Origin of the sequence: Rhizobium sp. FKL33, assembly GCF_005222915.1 — a bacterium.
Taxonomy (GTDB): domain Bacteria; phylum Pseudomonadota; class Alphaproteobacteria; order Rhizobiales; family Rhizobiaceae; genus Rhizobium_E.
Map to the genome: position 1 here is coordinate 247,397 of NZ_STFX01000024.1, position 17,380 is coordinate 264,776.

At 61.9% G+C, this 17,380-nt stretch carries 14 protein-coding genes and 1 pseudogene; 6 read left to right on the top strand and 9 right to left on the bottom strand.

All coding sequences use genetic code 11. The features are described from left to right. Positions 1 to 66: 66 nt before the first annotated feature. On the bottom strand, positions 67 to 2,019 hold the full coding sequence (locus tag E8Q41_RS16415) for an acetoacetate--CoA ligase (RefSeq protein ID WP_137156626.1): 1,953 nt from the start codon (positions 2,017 to 2,019) through the stop codon (positions 67 to 69). A gap of 177 nt (positions 2,020 to 2,196) precedes the next feature. Between E8Q41_RS16415 and E8Q41_RS16420 the strand changes: the two genes are divergently transcribed. Further along, positions 2,197 to 2,451: a hypothetical protein gene (locus E8Q41_RS16420; RefSeq protein ID WP_137156627.1), complete on the top strand. Its 255-nt coding sequence runs from the start codon at positions 2,197 to 2,199 to the stop codon at positions 2,449 to 2,451. Between the two features lie 15 nt (positions 2,452 to 2,466). Here the strand turns inward: E8Q41_RS16420 and E8Q41_RS16425 are convergent, their stop codons facing one another. The 5 genes from E8Q41_RS16425 to E8Q41_RS16445 form a co-directional block, all read right to left on the bottom strand. Continuing rightward, a complete protein-coding gene (locus tag E8Q41_RS16425) occupies positions 2,467 to 3,282 on the bottom strand; it encodes an ABC transporter permease (RefSeq protein ID WP_137156628.1) in 816 nt (271 codons plus the stop codon). A 10-nt stretch (positions 3,283 to 3,292) separates the two neighbouring features. Further along, entirely contained in the window at positions 3,293 to 4,198 is a 906-nt protein-coding gene (locus tag E8Q41_RS16430; RefSeq protein ID WP_137156629.1) for an ABC transporter permease subunit, read from the bottom strand. Positions 4,199 to 4,209: 11 nt separating this feature from the next. After that, positions 4,210 to 5,370 carry an ABC transporter ATP-binding protein gene (locus E8Q41_RS16435; protein WP_137156630.1) on the bottom strand — a complete coding sequence of 387 codons (1,161 nt, stop codon included), beginning with the start codon at positions 5,368 to 5,370 and terminating at the stop codon, positions 4,210 to 4,212. A gap of 117 nt (positions 5,371 to 5,487) precedes the next feature. Beyond that, a complete protein-coding gene (locus E8Q41_RS16440) occupies positions 5,488 to 6,540 on the bottom strand; it encodes a polyamine ABC transporter substrate-binding protein (protein ID WP_246660221.1) in 1,053 nt (350 codons plus the stop codon). A gap of 200 nt (positions 6,541 to 6,740) precedes the next feature. Continuing rightward, positions 6,741 to 8,150 carry a helix-turn-helix transcriptional regulator gene (locus E8Q41_RS16445; RefSeq protein WP_137156632.1) on the bottom strand — a complete coding sequence of 470 codons (1,410 nt, stop codon included), beginning with the start codon at positions 8,148 to 8,150 and terminating at the stop codon, positions 6,741 to 6,743. Between the two features lie 218 nt (positions 8,151 to 8,368). Here E8Q41_RS16445 and aceA point away from each other — a divergent pair, with 218 nt between their 5' ends. Both aceA and E8Q41_RS16455 read left to right on the top strand, forming a co-directional pair. Continuing rightward, a complete protein-coding gene (gene aceA, locus E8Q41_RS16450; RefSeq protein ID WP_137156633.1) occupies positions 8,369 to 9,658 on the top strand; it encodes an isocitrate lyase in 1,290 nt (429 codons plus the stop codon). 85 nt (positions 9,659 to 9,743) lie between these two features. Further along, the gene (locus tag E8Q41_RS16455; protein ID WP_137156634.1) at positions 9,744 to 9,977 is read left to right on the top strand and encodes a hypothetical protein; all 234 of its coding nucleotides are present in this window, start codon (positions 9,744 to 9,746) and stop codon (positions 9,975 to 9,977) included. Between the two features lie 78 nt (positions 9,978 to 10,055). Here E8Q41_RS16455 and E8Q41_RS16460 read toward each other — a convergent pair whose 3' ends face one another. Continuing rightward, positions 10,056 to 12,584 carry a methyl-accepting chemotaxis protein gene (locus E8Q41_RS16460; RefSeq protein ID WP_137156635.1) on the bottom strand — a complete coding sequence of 843 codons (2,529 nt, stop codon included), beginning with the start codon at positions 12,582 to 12,584 and terminating at the stop codon, positions 10,056 to 10,058. Between the two features lie 250 nt (positions 12,585 to 12,834). Then, the gene (locus E8Q41_RS16465; protein WP_137156636.1) at positions 12,835 to 13,707 is read right to left on the bottom strand and encodes a LysR family transcriptional regulator; all 873 of its coding nucleotides are present in this window, start codon (positions 13,705 to 13,707) and stop codon (positions 12,835 to 12,837) included. A gap of 107 nt (positions 13,708 to 13,814) precedes the next feature. On the opposite strand from E8Q41_RS16465, the gene E8Q41_RS26160 reads away from it, so the two are divergent. After that, entirely contained in the window at positions 13,815 to 13,949 is a 135-nt protein-coding gene (locus E8Q41_RS26160) for a hypothetical protein (protein ID WP_281405310.1), read from the top strand. Between the two features lie 60 nt (positions 13,950 to 14,009). Here E8Q41_RS26160 and E8Q41_RS16470 read toward each other — a convergent pair whose 3' ends face one another. Further along, on the bottom strand, positions 14,010 to 15,449 hold the full coding sequence (locus E8Q41_RS16470; protein WP_137156637.1) for a glutamine synthetase family protein: 1,440 nt from the start codon (positions 15,447 to 15,449) through the stop codon (positions 14,010 to 14,012). 183 nt (positions 15,450 to 15,632) lie between these two features. Between E8Q41_RS16470 and E8Q41_RS25620 the strand changes: the two genes are divergently transcribed. Together E8Q41_RS25620 and E8Q41_RS16475 are read left to right on the top strand one after the other, a co-directional pair. Further along, positions 15,633 to 15,773 carry a hypothetical protein gene (locus E8Q41_RS25620; RefSeq protein WP_170976518.1) on the top strand — a complete coding sequence of 47 codons (141 nt, stop codon included), beginning with the start codon at positions 15,633 to 15,635 and terminating at the stop codon, positions 15,771 to 15,773. Between the two features lie 289 nt (positions 15,774 to 16,062). After that, positions 16,063 to 17,380: pseudogene (locus tag E8Q41_RS16475) on the top strand (methyl-accepting chemotaxis protein); the annotation flags it as partial.

Genomic DNA, 17,380 nt, shown 5'->3' on the forward strand with positions numbered 1-17,380 from the left:
CGCACAGCCGGCAAGCAAGGCGCGAAGCGCCAAACAACGGTCCGGCGTCGCCGCCGGAGCCCTTTGTCAGTTTTTCAACTGTTCGAGACCTGCGTAGAGATCCAGCGCCTCGGGATTGGCGAGCGCTTCCTTGTTCTTGACCGGCCGGCCATGGACGACCTCGCGCACCGCGAGCTCGACGATCTTGCCGGACTTGGTGCGCGGGATATCCGCGACCTGGATGATCTTGGCCGGTACATGGCGGGGCGAAGCGCCGGTGCGGATCTTGGCCTTGATCTTCTTGTCGAGATCGGCGTCGAGCGTCAGGCCCGGCTGCAGGCGGACGAAGAGGATGACGCGGACGTCGTCATCCCAATCCTGGCCGATGCAGATCGATTCCGCGACTTCTTCGAGCTGTTCCACCTGATTGTAGATCTCGGCCGTGCCGATGCGCACGCCTCCGGGATTGAGGGTCGCGTCCGAACGGCCGTGGATGATCAGGCCGCCATGCTCGGTCCATTCGGCGAAATCGCCATGGCACCAGATATTGTCGAAGCGCTCGAAATAGGCCGCCTTGTATTTGGCGTTGTCCTTGTCGTTCCAGAAGCCGACGGGCATGCAGGGGAAAGCCCTGGCGCAGACCAGTTCGCCCTTTTCACCGCGCACCGGTTTGCCTTCGTCATCCCAGACATCGACCGCGAGGCCGAGGCCGGGGCCCTGGATCTCACCGCGCCAGACCGGCTTGATGGGGTTGCCGAGCACAAAGCAGGAGACGATGTCGGTGCCGCCGGAAATCGAGGCGAGCTGCACGTCGGGCTTGACGCCCTCATAGATGAAGCTGAAGCCTTCGGGCGAGAGCGGCGAACCGGTAGACGTGACGGCGCGCAGGCTCGAGAGGTCATGCGTCTTGATCGGCTCGATGCCGCCCTTGCGCACGGCGTCGATATATTTGGCCGAGGTGCCGAACACGGCGAAGCGCTCGTCGGCCGCGTAGTCCCAGAGAACTTCGCCGCCGGGGGCGAAGGGCGAACCGTCGAACAGGCAGAGCGTGACGCCGCTCGCGAGACCCGAGACCAGCCAGTTCCACATCATCCAGCCGCAGGTGGTGAAGTAGAAGAGGCGTTCGCCAGCCTTGAGGTCGAGATGGAAGCGCTGCTCCTTTAGATGCTGAAGAAGCGCGCCGCCCGCCGAATGGACGATGCATTTCGGCACGCCGGTGGTGCCGGAGGAGAACAGGATATAGAGCGGATGGCTGAAGGGTAGCGGCGTGAACTCGACCGCCTGCGCCTGATAGGGGGCAATGAACTGTCCGAGCGTTCGGCCATCGGCGAGCGAGGCGGCAAGGCCGTCGGCATCGCCGGCATAGGGAATCACCAGCACCGGCGCGCCGAGCTTCGGCTCCACCGCGCGAACCTTGGCCGCGACATCCTGGAGCTTGCCGTTGTACCAATAGGCGTCGCAGGCGATGAACAGTTTCGGCTCGATCTGGCCGAAGCGGTCGAGCACGCCCTGCTCGCCGAAATCGGGGGAGCAGGATGACCAGATCACGCCCATCGAGGCGGCGGCCAGCATCAGCGCGATGGTCTCGGGCATATTCGGCATCATTGCCGCGATGCGGTCGCCTTTTTCCAGACCCATGGCGCGATAGGCCTGCTGCAGGCGGGACACCATGGCGGAGAGTTCATCCCAGCTCCAGCGATAGGACACCTTGTCTTCGCCGCGGAAGATCAGCGCGGCGTCGGCGCCAGTCTTCGACAGCAGGTTTTCGGCGAAATTGAGCGTCGCGTCCGGGAAGAAGCGGGCCTTCAGCATTTCGTCGCCGTCGATCAGATCGCGCGCGCCCTTGTCGCCCTTGACGCCGCAATAGTCCCACACCGCCGACCAGAACGGTCCACGCTCGGTGATGGACCATTGATGGAACGCATCGTGATCCGGCAGATCGACGCCGAACTTTTCCGCGCACCAGCGCCGGAACAAGGTCATCGCGCTCTTTTCGATCTGATCGGCCGACGGCGTCCAGAGTGGTGTGAGTTCTCCCATGGCATTCTCTCCTCAAGCGCGCCCTCGAACCGGCGCCCGTTTGCGCCGCAATGCAGCATAAGAGACGCACGCTGGCAATCCCGTCCGAGCGAGGAACGGTACCCGCTCCAAGCCTGATTTAAATCAGTTTTTTACCAAATCGGTTTAAATCACGATCAACTGCCGGAGGGCCGCGTCATGCCCCACATCATCATCGGATTTCTGAAGCTCACTTTGGCCTGCCTGATTCTCGGCGCGGCCATGAATTTGGTCGGCCTCTCGGCCGAGCGCATTCTCGCAAGCTTTTCCATGACCTCAGCCGAACTCTGGCTGCTCATACAGAGATTTGTCGACTGGGCCTTGCCGAATATCGGGCTGGGGGCGGCGGTGATCCTGCCGATCTGGCTGTTCACCTATCTGTTCCTGCCGCCCCGCAGCGGCTATGACGAATAGAGGCCTGTCCTTGGGTCAGGCCTGAGCGGCGGCGGCGCGTTCGTCGCGTTCGCGTTGCGCTTCCTGGCGCTTGGTCGCGAGCGACGCTGCGATGACTCCCAAAGTGACCAGGCCGATCAGCACGGTGCAGGCGGCGTTGATTTCGGGCGTGACCCCAAGGCGCACCTGGCTGTAGATCTTGATCGGCAGCGTGGTGGCGCCCGGACCGGTGTTGAAGCTCGCGATCACCAGGTCGTCCAGCGACAAAGTGAAGGCCAGCATCCAGCCGGACACCACCGCCGGAAGGATCAGCGGCAGCGTGATCTTGAAGAAGGTCTTGACCGGCGGGCAGCCGAGATCGAGCGCCGCCTCTTCGAGGCTTCTGTCGAAGGTCATCAGCCGCGACTGAACCACGATCGCCACATAGCACATGGTGAAGGTGGTGTGGGCGATGGTGACCGTCCAGAAGCCGCGATCGACGTTAATGGCCACGAACAGCAGGAGCATCGACAGGCCGGTGATAACTTCCGGCATGACGATCGGCGCATAGATCATGCCGGAGAATAGCACGCGGCCCGGGAAGCGGGCAAAGCGCGTCATCGACAGCGCCGCGAGCGTGCCGAGGACCGTGGCGATGGTGGCCGAGAGCACGCCCACCCGGGCGGTCACCCAGGCGGCGTCCATCAGCGCCTCGTTCTGCAACATCGCCACATACCAGCGGGTTGAGAAGCCGCCCCAGACGGTGACGAGCTTGGAGGCGTTGAAGGAATAGATGACCAGGATCAGGATCGGCACATAGAGAAAGGCGAAGCCGATCGTGAGGAAGGTGGCGTCGAATTTACCGGGTTTCATGGCGCTCTCCTCACGCGGCTTTCTGCTGCTGGTTCTGGTAGATCACGATCGGGATCACCAGCATTGCCAGCAGCACCACCGCCACCGCAGACGCCAGCGGCCAATCGCGGTTGCCGAAGAACTCCACCCACAGCGTCTTGCCGATCATCAGCGTGTCCGCCCCGCCCAACAGGTCGGGAATGACGAATTCGCCGGTGATCGGGATGAAGCAGATCATCGAGCCGGCGACCACGCCCGGAAGCGACAACGGGAAGGTGATCTTCCAGAAGGCTTTCCAGGGCGGGCAGCCGAGATCGCTTGCCGCCTCAAGCAGCGTGCCGTCGAGCTTTTCGAGCGCCGAATAGAGCGGCAGCACCATGAAGGGCAGATAGGAATAGACGATGCCGATCAACACCGCATATTCGGTGCGGAACAACTGCACCTGCTGATCGGGGCCCAGGAGATGGAGCCATTGCAGCAGCATCGTCAAAAGGCCCTCGGGCTTCAGAATGCCGATCCAGGCATAGACGCGGATGAGGAAGGAGGTCCAGAAGGGCAGGATCACCATCATCAACAGCGTCGGACGGATCTTGGCCGAGGAACGGGCCATGGCGAGCGCCATGGGATAGCCGATCAGCAACAGCAGCAGCGTCGAGATCGCCGCGATCCGCAGCGAGGACAGATAGGCTTTGATGTAGAGCGGATCTTCGGTGAGGTAGAAGTAATTTTCGAAATCCAGCTGCGACAGGAAATCGCCGAGCTGCGAGAAGCTCTCGAACACCGGCGTATAGGGCGGCATGGCGATGTCGCTGTCGGACAGCGAGATCTTCAGGATGATGAAGAATGGCGCGAGAAAGAACAGCGTCAGCCAGAGATAGGGAATGGCGACCACCAGCCAGCGGCTGGGGCGGCTGTGGGAAACGGCGCTCGGCTCCATGATGCCCTCCCCTATCGCGTCAGCACGAGGCCGGCGTCGGCCGACCAGGAGAGCCAGACCTTGTCGTCGAAGGTGATCGGCCGCTCGACATGGCGCGAGACATTGGCCTGGGCGGCGCGCAGCACGCGGCCATCGGTTGTCTCGACGATAAACACCGAGAAATCGCCGAGATAGCCGATGTCGATCACTTCGCCGGCGATGCAATTGGGCCGACCGGTCTCAACGGGCGGATCGAGCGCGATGCGCACTTTTTCGGGGCGGATGGCGAAGGCGACATTGGTCCCCGCGCCCGCAGGGCATTCCTGCTCGACCTCGATCTTCAACTCGCCGGAGCTCAGGCTGACCACGCCTGGCTGGCCTGCGGAGCCCGTATTGGCCGAGACCACGCCTTCCATGATGTTGATGTCGCCGATGAAGTCCGCGACATAGCGGCTGTTCGGCGCTTCATAGATTTCCGCCGGCGTCGCCACCTGCACCACGATGCCCTTGTCCATCACCGCAATGCGGTCGGACACGGTCATGGCTTCCTCCTGGTCATGGGTGACGATCAGGAAGGTCAGGCCCAGCGTATGCTGGATGTCCATCAGTTCGAACTGGGTTTCTTCGCGCAGCTTGCGGTCGAGCGCGCCGAGCGGCTCGTCGAGCAGCAGCACTTTCGGCCGCTTGGCGAGCGAGCGGGCGAGCGCCACGCGCTGGCGCTGGCCGCCCGAAAGCTGGCTCGGCTTGCGTTTGGCGAAATCGGTGAGCTTGACCAGCCTCAGCATTTCCTCGACGCGGGCGTCGATCTCGCTTTTGGCCATATTGTCCTGTTCGAGGCCGAAGGCGATGTTCTTGGCCACCGACATATGCGGGAAAAGCGCATAGGACTGGAACATCATGTTGGTGGGGCGCTTATAGGGCGGCGTGCCGGAGATGTCCTTGCCCTGCAGCAGGATGCGGCCTTCCGTGGGCTCTTCGAAGCCGGCCAACATGCGCATCAGCGTGGTCTTGCCACAGCCGGAAGGGCCGAGCAGCGAGAAGAATTCCTTCTCGTAGATGTCGAGGGTCAGATTGTTGACGGCGACGAAATCGCCGAAACGCTTGGTTACATTCTCGAAACGGATGAACGGTTTTTCGTTCTTGTCCATCCACGGGCTGAATTTACGCTTAACGGGCCCCAGTGTCTTTGCCATTTTCCCCTCTGTCCGCTTTCCCACGCTCACGGTTGATCCGCATGCGCGCGCCCACTTTTCGGGGCGCATTGTCTTGAAAGCGGCGGGGCTACGGCCCCGCCGCAAGCCCCTTTGGGGTTACTCGCCCGTTTTGATTTGCGTCCAGATGCGGTTCAGCACGCGCTGCTCCTTGGGCGCATAGGGCGAAATCGTGAAGAGCTTCGCCAGGGTCGCCTCATCAGGATAGACGGCCGGGTTCTTGAACACAGCCTCGTCAAGCAGCTTCTGCGATTCCAGATTGCCGTTGGCGTATTGGACGTAGTTCGACGACTTCGCGATCACGTCAGGGCGCATCATGAAGTTGATGAATTCATGCGCCTCCTCGACATGCGGCGCGTCAGCCGGAATGGCGAGGTTGTCGAACCACATATAGGTCCCTTCCTTCGGGATGACATAATCGATCTTGACGCCGTTCTTGGCTTCTTCGGCGCGGCTTTTGGCCTGGAGAACGTCGCCCGACCAGCCGATGGTGATGCAGACATCGCCATTGGCGAGATCGTCGATATAGGCCGAGGCATTGAAGGTGCGCACGTAAGGACGGATCTTCTTGTAGACTTCGCCGCCGGCTTCGAGGTCGGCGGTCTTCTTGCTGTCGCCGCCGAGGCCGAGATAGTTCATGGCGATGGCGAAGGTCTCGTCCGAGGCGTCGAGAATGTTGATGCCGCAGGACTTCAGCTTCTCGGCGTTCTCAGGCTTGAATATGATATCGAAGCTGTCCACCGGCACATCGCCGAGCGCAGCCTTCACCTTGTCGACATTGTAGCCGATGCCGGTGGTGCCCCACATATAGTTGACGGCGTATTCGTTGCCGGGATCGTATTTGGCGAGACGCTCCGAGACGACAGGCCACATATTCTTGAGGTTCGGAAGCTTGGACTTGTCGAGCTTCTGGAACACGCCGGCCTTGATCTGGCGGGCGAGGAACGGACCGGTCGGCACCACGACGTCGTAGCCGGAGCCGCCGGCGAGCAGCTTGGTTTCCAGGAGATCGTTGGAATCGAAGACGTCGTAGACGACCTTGATGCCGGTCTCCTTGGTGAACTCCTCGAGAACGGAGCTATCGATGTAATCGGACCAGTTGTAGACGTTGACCACCCGATCCGCCGCCTGGACGGACCAGCCGGCAGACATGGCGAAGGCAACCCCCGCCGCGAGACCAACCAACTGTTTTTTCATGATAAACTACTCCTGTTTCATCGGGATCGATTGTCTGTTTATTTTGCCCCGGCTTCCCCGCTGTAAACAGATTAGAAAGGATTTTGCAGCGCGACAACTGAAAAATGGAAAGGATTGAACAAGTTGATGGGGAGGACTTGCAACGCAGGCAAGGTCTACTGGAAATCGAACACGCTCAGTCCCGCCACCATCTCGTCCAGTCCCAGCGGACGTGTGAGAGGCGGCTCTGCCCGGGCGAGACAGCCGGCGCGCTCGCAGAGGCGACAGCCGGCCCCGATCGGCAGCGGATCAGAGGACTGGCGACCATAGACGATCTGGCCGGCATGCGCCGCATCGCAGCCGAGCAACAGCGCCGTGCGCCTGACGCGTTCGCCATAGCCGGCCACCGGACCTTCAAGCGTGCGCGCCACGGTGAGAAACCGACCGCCATCCGGCATCTCGACCATTTCCGAAAACACCTGCCCGGGTGAGGCGAAGACCGCATGCACCGAGAGTTTCGGGCAGGCGCCGCCGAAGCGGATATGCGGATAGCCCTCTGCGCCCAGCGTGCGAACGCGGTTTCCGGCGGCGTCCACCTCCATGAGGAAGAACGGCAGCACGACCGAGCCCGACCGCTGCAGCGTCACAAGCCGGCTGGCCGCCTGCTCGAATGAGGCCTTGAAGCGGGCGGCGAGCAGGCCGATGTCATAGGCGCCGCGCTGCGCCGCCGCCAGCATCGGTCCATAGGGCATCATCAGCGCATGCGCCGCATAGCGGCCCAGCTCGAACCGTCCGATGCGACGCGCCTCGGCCGAAGACAAAGGCAGCACGTCGAGCGCCGCCGCGATCTCGACCCTCAGCGCGATCTGGCAGGCTTCCTGCGCCATCTCGCGCAGTTGATCATGCGGATAGAGGCGTTCGGAGAGGAAAAGACGCTGCGAATGGCGGTCGTAGCGGCGGCGGAGATTGGGCATGGCATGGATCGGCAGCGTGCGCACCACGACGCCATGTTCGGCGCGCAGCCATTCCCGCAGCGCATGCGCCAGATCCTCGCCCGGATTGAGCCTGGCATGAAACGCTTCGGCGGCGGCGTCGACCGCCTCGAAGAAATAGGGTCTTGTCGAAAACACCTCGCGCGCCTCGTCCATCGGCAGGCGCGCGGCGGCCAGCGGCGCATCATGCCCGGCCTGGGCCAGTATGCCGGCGAGGTCGGAGAGTCGAGCGGCCTGCTCGCGATAGGCGCGGTAGAGCTTGATCAGCCCCTGGGCGGCGTTCGGCGCGGCGTCGGCGACCTCGACCAGTTCTTCCGAGCCCGGGATCTCGCCTTGGAGCAAGGGATCGGAGAACACTTCCCGGAGTTCGCCAACCACGCTTTTCGCCTCGCCGCGCAACTCCTCGACATCGACCTTGTAGACGGAGGCGAGCTTGAGGATGAGCTGAACGGTGAGCGGCCGCTGATTGCGCTCGATGAGATTGAGATAGGACGGCGATATGCCGAGAGCCTGGGCCATCGCCGTCTGGGTGACGCCGAGACCATTGCGGATGCGCCGGATGCGCGGCCCGGCGAAGATCTTCATTTCGGACATCTGTCACTCCTTTTACAAAGATCCTTCATCGAGGTGCCTTTACACATTTTACAAATTTACAGCAGCACCCTGTAAATCCCATCACACCATAACCCGTTTCCAGAGTACATTTCTATCTATTTTCTGGATGTTTTTGCGTCGCAATGTAAATTCTTCTCATCGAAACGAAAGCAACCGGTTCTCCCAAGGCCACTTGCCGAGCATGAATGGAGGAAGACATGACAGACTTTTACAACCTTATCCCGAACGCACCGAAGGGCCGCTTTGACGGCATCGAACGCAGCTACACCGCTGACGACGTCAAGCGTCTGCGCGGTTCGGTCGATATCAAATATTCGCTCGCCGAAATGGGGGCCAACCGGCTGTGGAAGCTGATCCACGAAGAGGATTTCGTCAACGCGCTCGGCGCGCTCTCGGGCAACCAGGCCATGCAGATGGTTCGCGCCGGCCTCAAGGCCATCTATCTCTCGGGCTGGCAGGTCGCCGCCGACGCCAATACGGCCTCGTCGATGTATCCCGATCAGTCCCTCTATCCGGCCAACGCCGCCCCAGAGCTCGCCAAGCGCATCAACAAGACGCTGCAGCGCGCCGACCAGATCGAAACGCAGGAAGGCAAGGGCCTGTCGGTCGACACCTGGTTCGCGCCGATCGTCGCCGACGCGGAAGCCGGCTTCGGCGGACCGCTGAACGCCTTCGAGATCATGAAGGCCTTCATCGAAGCGGGCGCGGCGGGCGTGCATTATGAGGACCAGCTGGCCTCGGAAAAGAAGTGCGGCCATCTCGGCGGCAAGGTCCTGATCCCGACCGCCGCCCATATCCGCAACCTGACCGCGGCCCGGCTTGCCGCCGACGTCATGGGCACGCCGACGCTGATCATCGCCCGCACCGATGCGGAAGCCGCCAAGCTTCTGACATCCGACATCGACGAGCGCGACCAGCCCTTCGTCGATTACGACGCCGGACGCACCACGGAAGGCTTCTATCAGGTTCGCAACGGCATCGACCCCTGCATCGCCCGCGCCATCGCCTATGCGCCCTATTGCGACCTGATCTGGATGGAAACCTCAAAGCCCGATCTCGAACAGGCGCGCAAATTCGCCGAAGCGGTGCACAAGGTGCATCCGGGCAAGAGGCTCGCCTATAACTGCTCGCCGTCGTTCAACTGGAAGAAGAACCTGGATGATGCGACCATCGCCAAATACCAGAAGGAACTCGGCGCGATGGGCTACAAGTTCCAGTTCATCACGCTCGCCGGCTTCCATCAGCTGAACTACGGCATGTTCGAGCTGGCGCGCGGCTACAAGGACCGGCAGATGGCCGCCTATTCCGAGCTGCAGCAGGCGGAATTCGCCGCCGAGGTCAACGGCTACACCGCCACCAAGCATCAGCGCGAAGTCGGCACCGGCTATTTCGACGCCGTCTCCATGGCGATCTCGGGCGGCAAGTCCTCGACCACGGCGATGAAGGAATCGACCGAGCACGACCAGTTCCGCCCTGCGGCGGAGTGATTTCCCTGCGCCTGCCCTTCCGGCGGACGCCGGGAGGGCCTTTTGAACCATCATGAACCCCGAGATAATCAAGAGGAGAAATGCCATGACCGTCCAGACCCGCGTCAAGGAACGCGCCGAAGAACAAGCCACCACGATGAGCGCCGAGCAGCAAGCCGCGATCCGCATGCTCGCCAATGACCTGCACCGGCTCAATCATTCCGTCATGAAGGCGGTCGACGCGGGCGTGTCGGTCGAACTGATCCGCTCCGCACGGCATCATAGCGAGGGAAATTGGGGCGACCTGATGATCCCGGTGATCGTCACGCAGGGCGCGTGATTGCAAACCAAGCGGCGGCCGGCGCCGGGATCCCGAGGGCAAGGGGATCCCGGCGCTTTCTTGCGTCACATTCTGGGTTCAGGCTGCGCGACGCGTTCCACGATCGACACGATCGAGCTCGAAACGCCTGACCAGAGCCATCAGTCGTTCCGCCTCGCTGGAGAGCGCGAAGCTCGCGGCTTCGGTTTCCTCGGCCATCGCGGCGTTGCGCTGTGTGAGTTGGTCGAGCCGGCCCACGGCTTCATTGACTTCGGATATCGACGCGGACTGCTCCCGGCTGGACTGGGCGATGCCGCCAATCTGTGTCGAAATGCTGGTGATCGCCTCGGAGATCTCGATCAGGGCGGCGCCTGTGCGGGTGACGAGATCCGCCCCGACTTCGACTTCGCGGGTCGAACTGCCGATGAGATCCGAGATTTCCTTGGCGGCCACCGATGAGCGATGCGCGAGTTCGCGCACTTCCTGGGCGACGACAGCGAAACCGCGCCCCGCCTCGCCGGCCCGCGCCGCTTCGATGCCGGCGTTCAACGCCAGAAGATTGATCTGGAATGCAATCTCGTCAATCACGTCGATGATTTTCGAAATCCGCCCCGATGTCAGCTGGATGCGCTCCATGGCGCGCGTGGCGTCGTTCACCACGATGCTGGAATTCTCCGCCGCCCGGCGGGCCGCGCCCACGGTCAGATCCGCGCCTCCGGCCTGTTGGGCTGCGCGACGCACCGTATTGTGGATGCCGTCGACGGCTGCGGCGGTTTCTTCGAGCGAGGCCGCCTGTTGCTCGGTGCGAACGGCCAGCGCCTTGGCGCCCTCCGTCATCTGGATGCCGTTTTCCTGAATCTGAACCGAAGCGCCGCGGATTTCGACGAGCGTGTCGCGCAGGCCGCCGACCGAAGCGTTGAAATCGAGCCGCAACTTGTCAAGTTGCCCGGCGAAGGGCTGGTCGAGCGAGATCGCCAACTTGCCGCGCGCCAGCGAATCCAGCCCGAAGGCCAGGGCCTCGACCGCCTCGGCGATTTCAGCGTTGCGGCGGCCCCTCTCCGCTTCGTGACGCCGCCGTTCGGACTCGGCTTTGGCCTGTTCCTCAACGCTGCGGCGCTCCAGATCCAGCTTGGTCAGAGCGTTGGACTTGAAGACATCCAACGCACGCGCCATGTCGCCAATCTCGTCGGAGCGGTCGCTGCCGACGATTTCCGTATCGAGCGCCCCGCCTGCGACGCGACGCATGGCGCCGGTGATCCGCGCGATGGGACCACGCAAGGTGTGGACGAGAGCGGCTCCGGATAGAACCGCAATCAACACGCCCATCAGGCTGGCTGTGATCGACAGCGTGTTGGCGGCGTTGCCCTCTTGTTCCGCAGCGGTCTTCTGGTTATCGGCGAAGCCGGCGAGCTGCTTTCCCACCGCATCGATGCTGCGCGCTGCTTCATCAAACAGCTTGGCGCGCTCGGCGGTCGTGCCGATCAGGGCGGCGCTGTCGCTGTCGATCGAATCGAGCGCAGGCAAAAGCAGCGCCGATTGCTGTTTGGCGAACGCCAGATCGCCAGCCGTGCCTTCCAGCGAGAACATCGCCTTGCGGGAAAGATCGATCTGCTCGGCCAGCGCAGCCCGCTTGGCGTCCGACCGGTCGAGCATGAAGCTCGAATAGGCGATCCGGGCGATGAAGGCGGCGTCGACCACGCGGCGGGCGTCCTGCGTGACGAGTTGGGCCTTGGCGAGCTGTCCCTCGAGTTCGGCGAACGTCGCGGACACGTCTTTCATGCGCGCGGTCGCTGCGGCGTCGAGCACCGGCGACAGCGCCGTGAAAGCGTCGAGCTCGGCTTGCACCCTGGCCACAAGATCCGGCGCGCGCGGCTTGGCGTCGAGCAACGACCTGAGCGCCTTCAGACGTTTGGAAAACTCCCTGCCTGCCGCTTTGGCGTCCTTGGGCAGCGCCGGGGCCATCAGTTTGTGGCGCAGCTTAAGTTCATCAAGGCTGGCGGCGAGACCTTTCAGGCGGGACTCGTCGTCGTCCGCCGCAAGAAAATCGCGACGCATGCTGCCCGCCAGAGCGGTCGCGGCGAGTATCTTGTCCGCCTGCCTCAAGCGGTCTCGCGCATCCTGTTCGGCGGCGCGGACCGTCTTCTCGAAGCCCGCCGCCTCCTGCTGAAGCGCCGTCTGTGAAGAGACCACCACGGACATCGCCGCGTTCAATTTGTTTTGCAGAGCTTCCTCGCGCCGATGGACCTCCCAGAGCTTGTCCATGCGGGCGCTGATGGCGGTGAGCTGCGCAAGGGCGTCATTGAGGTCCGACCGTCCTTCGATCTCTCCATCCAGGCCGGAGCGCGCGTTTTCCAGCGTCCTCGCCTGTTCGGACAGCTTGGACTGAAGAGCGGCCCGGCTTTGCTCGCTTGTGTCCGAGAGAAAGGCGATCATCGCGGCATAGACGTCCTTGAAGCCGCGCAGCGACGTCGTCGCATTGCTGGCCACGACGATGCGACCTTGCAGGGCTGCCGACGAGAGAACACCCACAAGCCCGACGGCAGAAATGCTGACAATGAACGGAAGCACCAGCACCAGAACCTTGGTGCGGATGCTGAAACGAGAGAGAAGGCGGTCGATCCAAATCATGGTCCAAATCCCGAATTCGGATCGCCGCCTCCCTCGGACGACCCTCAAATTACAGGGGAAATAGCAGCGCGCGCCGTGAAGACCCGGTTAATAAAATCTGGACAAACGCAAATGTCATCAAATCTTCATAGAGTCCTGAATATCAGGGCTTTTCGCCTCGAATTTGCGTATCTGGTTGTCACAATACGACACTTTTCTTGCATATTTCGGCCCTAACGTTAAGCGTGTTTCGATATCCGAGCCGATGCGTTCAGACTTGAGAACGCGCGCTTTTCCTACCGCCAAACAGATCGGCATGCGCCTTCAACAATTTGGCGAGACGGTCTGCGACGAGGCGGATTTCACGACGAGAGCGATCGTCGCTATGGGTGACCAGCCATTGCCGATGACGAAGCGGCGCGATCTCGTCGCCGGCGCGCTCCAGTTGCGGATCCCGGTCGCCGATGAAGCAGGGAAGCACCGCAAGACCTGCGCCAGCGCGCACGAGGTCGAGAAGCGATCGAGGACGGTTGACGGTGATCGCAATCTCAGCGGCCTTGTGGCGATGCGGCCATTGCAGATAGGCGGAATGGGCCTCGGCCTCCTCAACGGCGATCCAGCGGTCGAAATCGGCGCCGTTGCGGCGGCGATAGGGCGCATAGGCAACCTCGCTGATGTAGCGGGACGCGAGATTGGGCTCCTCCGGCTCATGGGCGCGCATGCCGATATGGTTTTCGCGATGGCTCAATTGCGAGCGCTGCTCCCCGACCGAAAGATCGAGACGGATGGCGTCGCGCTCGGTGACCAGCGCCCCGATGTTTTCCGTCACGAACAGGCCGATCCAGCTGCCGAGGGCGATGCGAATGGTGACGGCGCCTCTGGCTTCGCTTTGCCATTGTTCGACGCGCCGCGCCGCGCTTTCCATGGCGAGCAGTTCCGAAAACAGGACCTGACCATCCGCCGTCAGCGTATAGCCCGTCGGGCTGCGATGAAACAGCGACCGCCCGAGATGCTCCTCGAACTGAAGCACGCGACGACCGAGAGTGGCGGCGCTGAGTCCGGTGACCTGCGCCGCCCCGGTCAAGCCGCCATGGCGGGCGACAAGGAGGAAAACCTGATAAGCGTCCCAGGGCACGTCTTTCATTTTTGAAAAACCTGTCTCGACATCGGAGATACATACCTCTCATTTTGAATGGCACTCTGCAAGCGTCGCCAGATGAATCCGGCCCGAAACCGCAGAGGAGAGACGCCATGAATGAGAGTTTGACCGCCTATTTCTACGTCCGTCATTGCGAGATGATGCGCGAGCGCCGCCGGTGGCGGGAGCCTTGCCCGCAACCGGCCCGGCCCTCGTTTCTCGCTCGGCTGCTGAGACGCGGCCATTGAAACGAAAAAGGCCCGGCGGGGTGCGCCGAGCCTTCAAGAGGCGTTGGTCGGTGACGCCGATCAGACGTTCAACAGCAGATATTCCCGCTCCCAGGGGCTGATCACCTGCATGAAGGTTTCGAATTCACCGCGCTTGACGCCGGCATACATGCCGATGAATTCGTCGCCGAACACTTCGCGGAGAGCGGGCTCCGTCTCCAGCAGAGACACACCTTCCAAGAGGCCACGCGGAAGCTCGACGGAACCTTCATTGGCCGTGCCGTCCGAGGGCGGCGTGGGCTCGAGACCCTTGACGATGCCGAGATAGCCGGCGGCGAGCGAAGCGGCCAGCGCCAGATAGGGATTGGCGTCCGAGCTCGGCAGGCGGTTTTCCACCCGGCGGGCGGCGGCGTCGGACACCGGCACGCGGAAGGCCGTGGTGCGGTTGTCGTTGCCCCAGGCATTGTTGACCGGCGCAGCCATGCCCGGCGTCAGGCGACGGTAGGAATTCACATAGGGGGCCATCATCACCAGCGTCTTCGGCACATATTGCTGCATGCCGCCGATGAAGTGGAAGAATTCCTTGGATGCCGATCCATCCGGATTGGAGAAGATGTTCTTGCCGCTCTTGGCGTCGACGACCGACTGGTGGATGTGCATGGCCGAACCCGCCTGGCCCTGCATCGGCTTGGCCATGAAGGTGGCGTAGATGCCATGCCCCAACGCCGCCTCACGGATCGTGCGCTTGAACAGAAACACTTGGTCGGCCAACTCAATCGGATCACCATGGCGCAGGTTGATTTCCAGCTGCGCCGGACCTTCTTCATGGATCAGCGTGTCGATCTCGAGACCTTGGGCCGCCGAGAAATGGTAGATATCGTCGATCAGCTCGTCGAACTCGTTGATGCCGGCGATCGAATAGCCCTGCCCGCCTTGAATGGAGCGGCCCGAACGGCCCTGCGGCGGCCGAAGCGGATAGTCGGGGTCATCGTTCTTGGCGACGAGGTAGAACTCGATTTCCGGCGCCACCACCGGCTTCCAGCCGCGCTCCTTGTAGAGGTCCAGCACATGCTTGAGTACGTTGCGCGGCGTATAGCGCACCGCCTTGCCCTCGGTGTCGACGATGTCGCAGATCACCTGAGCGGTCGGATCGGTTTCCCAAGGGACGACCGACAGGGTGGACAGATCCGGCACGAGCTTGATGTCGCTGTCGCGGGAATCGTAGCGGAACTCCTCCGTCTCGTCCGGATATTCCCCCGAGATCGTATGACGAAAGATGGCGGAAGGCAGAGCCAGAGACGTATTCGAGGTGAATTTCGACGTCGGCATCATCTTGCCGCGGGGAACCCCGGCCAGGTCAGGCGTAATGCATTCGATATCCTCGATGCCGCGGGCGCGAAGCCAGTCTGCGGCTTCTTTCCAGGTGTCGACGCCGCGCAGGCGGGAGAGATTGGGCGATGGCTTTGGAGGAAGAACGGTTGAGGCTTTGGCAGTCTTTGTATGCGCTTTCCTAGCGGCCATGATACACCGGTTTGAGGTTTATGATGCCCTGATCATAACGTTTCCCGAGCATTTGGCGAGGGGGCAGCCACTTTTTGGGCAAAGTTTTAACCGAACCTCCGTGTGAATCGGCGTTTTAATTCTTTCTTGAGAAAGACTGCGGATCGTAGTCTAATCACTACGGCTCATGCTTAGGAGTTGAGAATGGCAGGAACACAGGGTCGCCGGCGCGCAGTCGCCATCGCCAAGGCTGAAAAGGCCGAAAACAATGTCCGGCTCATCTGGATCGCCACTCTGTCCGCCGGTTTCGCGGCTCTTTATGCGATTTCGCTTTTCCTGGCGTAACCGGGAAACGGTTCTGTCCAACACCATCGCCATAAGCTGGGGCGCCACGTTCCCGCGCACCAATCAAAACGTGCGCCATTTCATTGAAATCGCGCCAAAATAGGCGATTTCTATAGGTAATTCAAAATTAAGAGAAATATTGGATAGTGCGGGGATCGACGATGTTGTCGATTGACCGTAACCCACTTGCGCAATGACTGCGACGTGACGGCGCCGGATCCGGCCTGTGCGGAGCTTTGTCGCCTGGCTTGACCGACGCAACGGTCAGATGCCTTGGCGAGGAGCACCTATGAATATCGACCGCATTTTATCCCGGTTCAAGATTCAAACCAAAGTCCTGATTTTCATCCTACCTTTCGTCGTCAGCATTACCGCCGTCGGCCTGACGGGGCTTTATGCCTCGGGCCTGCTACAGGGTCGGATGGAGATTTCCAACAGCGTTCTGCAGAGCCTGAGCGGCTTCCGCGACGTGTCGGACACGATGAACAAATTCCTTGCCGAGACGACGCCTGAACTGCGCGACGACGTGAAGAACAAGCTGGTGGCGCAACGCGACCTGCTGAACGGCATGCTGTCCCAGCTCGACGACACTGCAGAAGGTTGGAGCGATCTGGCCGAGGCGACAAAGTCGATCACGGGCGTCATCGAACGCTTCGACGGTTTGTGGGCGCTTCATGAAAAGGAAGACGCGCTGAAGAAGGCGATCCGCGACGGCGAAAACGTTATCGTCGGCTCGCAAATGACGCTGATCGAATCGGCGACCGAACTGCAGAAGGCGGTTCGCACCGATGAGAGCGCGGCGAAATCCATGCTGCGCGAAGCCGATCGCATCACCACCTCCGCCGCCTTCCTGAGCGAACTCGCCAGCAAATATGTGCGCCTCAAGAGCCCGGACGAGAAACTGAAATTCGTGCAGAGCAGCCTCGGCGAACTCAAGAAGCGCGCCCGAATCCTGCGCGCCGCCCTGCCCGCCAAGAACAAGGCCGTGTCGCAGTCGCTCGAGACGGCGGTCACCGATCTCGGGACGCTTTCCTCCGCCAAGACGGCCGACGACGACCTCGCCGCCAAGATGAGCACAAAACTGTCGAGCTTCCGCCAGATCTCCGTCTATCTCGGCCTCGCCGCCTCGCAGAAGATGAAGGAAGCCACCCTGAAATTCGCCGAACTCGACCAGCCGCTGGTGAAAGCCGAAGGCGTGCTCGGCGACAGCCGCAAGGTCGTGAGCTCCGGCTATTCCATTCAGATCGAACTCGCCCGCTTCATGATTTCGCCGACGGCGGAGAATCTCGCGCGCCTCAAGAAGGAATTCGACATCGTCAAGACCGACATGGTGGCCCTGTCCGGCTCGGCGCATGATCTCGATTTCTTCAAGAAGCTCGAAGGCTCTCTCCTGCCGGCCATCGTCAAGATGGACGCCGACAGCAAGGCGCTGGTGACGGTGACCGACCAGCGCATGGCGCAGTTCACCGCCGCGGCCGCCGATATCGACGGCATCTGGAAGCAGCTGACGACGTTCGCCGAACTGCAGAAGGAAAGCGCCGGCAAGGAGCGCGACAGCGCCAACTCCATCTCCGTCGGCGCCACCATCACCGGCATCCTCATCGCCA

What these genes read in the sequence shown, in the direction of transcription:
- E8Q41_RS16460 (WP_137156635.1), bottom strand. Translation starts at nt 12,584, where the DNA reads ATGATTTGGATCGACCGCCTTCTCTCTCGTTTCAGCATCCGCACCAAG.
- E8Q41_RS16435 (WP_137156630.1), bottom strand. Translation starts at nt 5,370, where the DNA reads ATGGCAAAGACACTGGGGCCCGTTAAGCGTAAATTCAGCCCGTGGATG.
- E8Q41_RS26160 (WP_281405310.1), top strand. Translation starts at nt 13,815, where the DNA reads ATGAATGAGAGTTTGACCGCCTATTTCTACGTCCGTCATTGCGAGATG.
- E8Q41_RS16425 (WP_137156628.1), bottom strand. Translation starts at nt 3,282, where the DNA reads ATGAAACCCGGTAAATTCGACGCCACCTTCCTCACGATCGGCTTCGCC.
- E8Q41_RS16440 (WP_246660221.1), bottom strand. Translation starts at nt 6,540, where the DNA reads ATGTCTGCCGGCTGGTCCGTCCAGGCGGCGGATCGGGTGGTCAACGTC.
- aceA (WP_137156633.1), top strand. Translation starts at nt 8,369, where the DNA reads ATGACAGACTTTTACAACCTTATCCCGAACGCACCGAAGGGCCGCTTT.
- E8Q41_RS16455 (WP_137156634.1), top strand. Translation starts at nt 9,744, where the DNA reads ATGACCGTCCAGACCCGCGTCAAGGAACGCGCCGAAGAACAAGCCACC.
- E8Q41_RS25620 (WP_170976518.1), top strand. Translation starts at nt 15,633, where the DNA reads ATGGCAGGAACACAGGGTCGCCGGCGCGCAGTCGCCATCGCCAAGGCT.
- E8Q41_RS16470 (WP_137156637.1), bottom strand. Translation starts at nt 15,449, where the DNA reads ATGGCCGCTAGGAAAGCGCATACAAAGACTGCCAAAGCCTCAACCGTT.
- E8Q41_RS16445 (WP_137156632.1), bottom strand. Translation starts at nt 8,150, where the DNA reads ATGTCCGAAATGAAGATCTTCGCCGGGCCGCGCATCCGGCGCATCCGC.
- E8Q41_RS16420 (WP_137156627.1), top strand. Translation starts at nt 2,197, where the DNA reads ATGCCCCACATCATCATCGGATTTCTGAAGCTCACTTTGGCCTGCCTG.
- E8Q41_RS16415 (WP_137156626.1), bottom strand. Translation starts at nt 2,019, where the DNA reads ATGGGAGAACTCACACCACTCTGGACGCCGTCGGCCGATCAGATCGAA.
- E8Q41_RS16465 (WP_137156636.1), bottom strand. Translation starts at nt 13,707, where the DNA reads ATGAAAGACGTGCCCTGGGACGCTTATCAGGTTTTCCTCCTTGTCGCC.
- E8Q41_RS16430 (WP_137156629.1), bottom strand. Translation starts at nt 4,198, where the DNA reads ATGGAGCCGAGCGCCGTTTCCCACAGCCGCCCCAGCCGCTGGCTGGTG.